Source organism: Antarctobacter heliothermus, from assembly GCF_900188425.1.
GTDB lineage: Bacteria > Pseudomonadota > Alphaproteobacteria > Rhodobacterales > Rhodobacteraceae > Antarctobacter > Antarctobacter heliothermus.
In genome coordinates, this window is the sequence record NZ_FZON01000139.1 from 1 (window position 1) to 1,633 (window position 1,633).

The window sequence follows — 1,633 nt, forward strand, 5'->3', positions numbered from 1 at the left end:
GGCCGGCAGATGCCGCTGCGGCTTGTCTCCATCGCCGATTCAGACGCCCGGGGCATCGAAGCCCTGCGCCAGGATCTGGAAAGCCTCGAAGTTCCACCCGGCGAGGCGAGGCCAACATCCCCGAGCCCAGTCCCGGTCTTCGGTGCGCCAGAGGTCACCTTGCTCGATCTGCCGCAACTGAGCGAAGATCAGCCCGCACATCGGCCATTTGTGGCAGCTTTTGCCGATCCCTGGGCGGGCGACTTAGCGGTGTTCCGCAGCCCCTCAATGGACAGCTTTGAAGTGCTGACGACATTTGGCAGTACCGCCAGGATCGGTTCGCTGGTCTCGGATTTTCATGCAGGCCCCACTTCGCGGTTTGATCTCGGTAATGCGCTGGTCGTGGATCTGTTCTCCGGCACGCTGGAGAGCGTCAGCGACCTGACCCTGTTTGGCGGGGCCAATGCGCTGGCAGTGGAAACTGCGTCGGGCGTCTGGGAGATCCTCCAGGCGGGTACCGCCGAGCTGATCGCACCGGGCCGCTATCGCCTGACCCGCCTTCTGCGCGGACAGCGCGGAACCGAAGGGGCCATGGGGACCCCGACGCCTGCGGGCGCACGGGTGGTGGTGGTGGACGAGACGCTGGCCGCGTTGCCGATCGCCGAAGGGGACCTCGCGCTGCCGTGGAACTGGCGCATCGGCCCGGCGACCCGCCCGGTCAGCGATGACAGCTATGTCGGCACCCCCTTCACACCTGCGGGGGTTGGGTTGCGGCCATTCTCGGTGGCTCATGAGGAGCAGCCATGGCGCAAGCCGCGCAGTCCCGGTGATATCACGATCCGCTGGACGCGCCGATCCCGGGCGCTTTCCGCTGACAGCTGGGGCGCGGTGGAGGTGCCGCTGGTCGAAGAGGTCGAGGCCTACGAAGTCGAGATCCTCGCTGGCGGGACGGTGAAGCGCAGCCTGACCACCTTCACAACCAGCGCAGTCTACGCCGCGGCTGAGCAGATCACTGATTGGGGCGCACTGCTCGGACCCGGCGACACGCTTGATATCCGCATTTTCCAGCTCTCCGCCTCTGTCGGGCGGGGTGCAGTCAAGACCGCCACACTCATATTCTGAAGGCCATCTCATGCCCGACACCACGACCAACTTGATGCTGCCCTACATTCTGGCGGCGCAGGCCCAGAAGCATGTCACGCACAACGAGGCGCTCCGGACCCTCGACGGGCTTGTGCATCTCTCCGTTCTCGACCGGGATCTGACCGCGCCGCCCGGTTCACCTGCAGATGGCGACCGGTACATCGTCGCTTCGGGCGCCACCGGCGACTGGTCCGGCTGGGATCTGAACGTGGCACTCTGGACGGACGGCACATGGCTGCGCCTGCCGCCGCGCAACGGCTGGCGCGCATGGGTCGAGGACGAGGGGTTGCTGCTGGTGTGGGACGGCTCGACCTGGTCGGACATTCTGCCGTCAGAGTTGCAGAACCTTGACCTGCTCGGGATCAACGCCACGGCCGATACGACAAACCGGCTTTCGGTCTCGGCCACGGCCATTTTGCTCAGCCATGACGGTGCCGGGCATCAGGTGAAGATCAACAAGGCCGCTGCGGGCAATACCGCATCGCTGCTTTACCAGACCGGGTTTTCCGGC

The 1,633-nt window shown here is 65.6% G+C and carries 2 protein-coding genes; both read left to right on the plus strand.

Annotated features, from left to right (window positions below):
• Nucleotides 1-1,101 (plus strand): GTA baseplate fiber-binding domain-containing protein (locus CHB90_RS25875; RefSeq protein WP_425426662.1); only part of this gene is annotated, 1,101 nt, incomplete at its 5' end.
• A 10-nt stretch (nucleotides 1,102-1,111) separates the two neighbouring features.
• Nucleotides 1,112-1,633 (plus strand): DUF2793 domain-containing protein (locus CHB90_RS25880; RefSeq protein WP_141135995.1); only part of this gene is annotated, 522 nt, incomplete at its 3' end.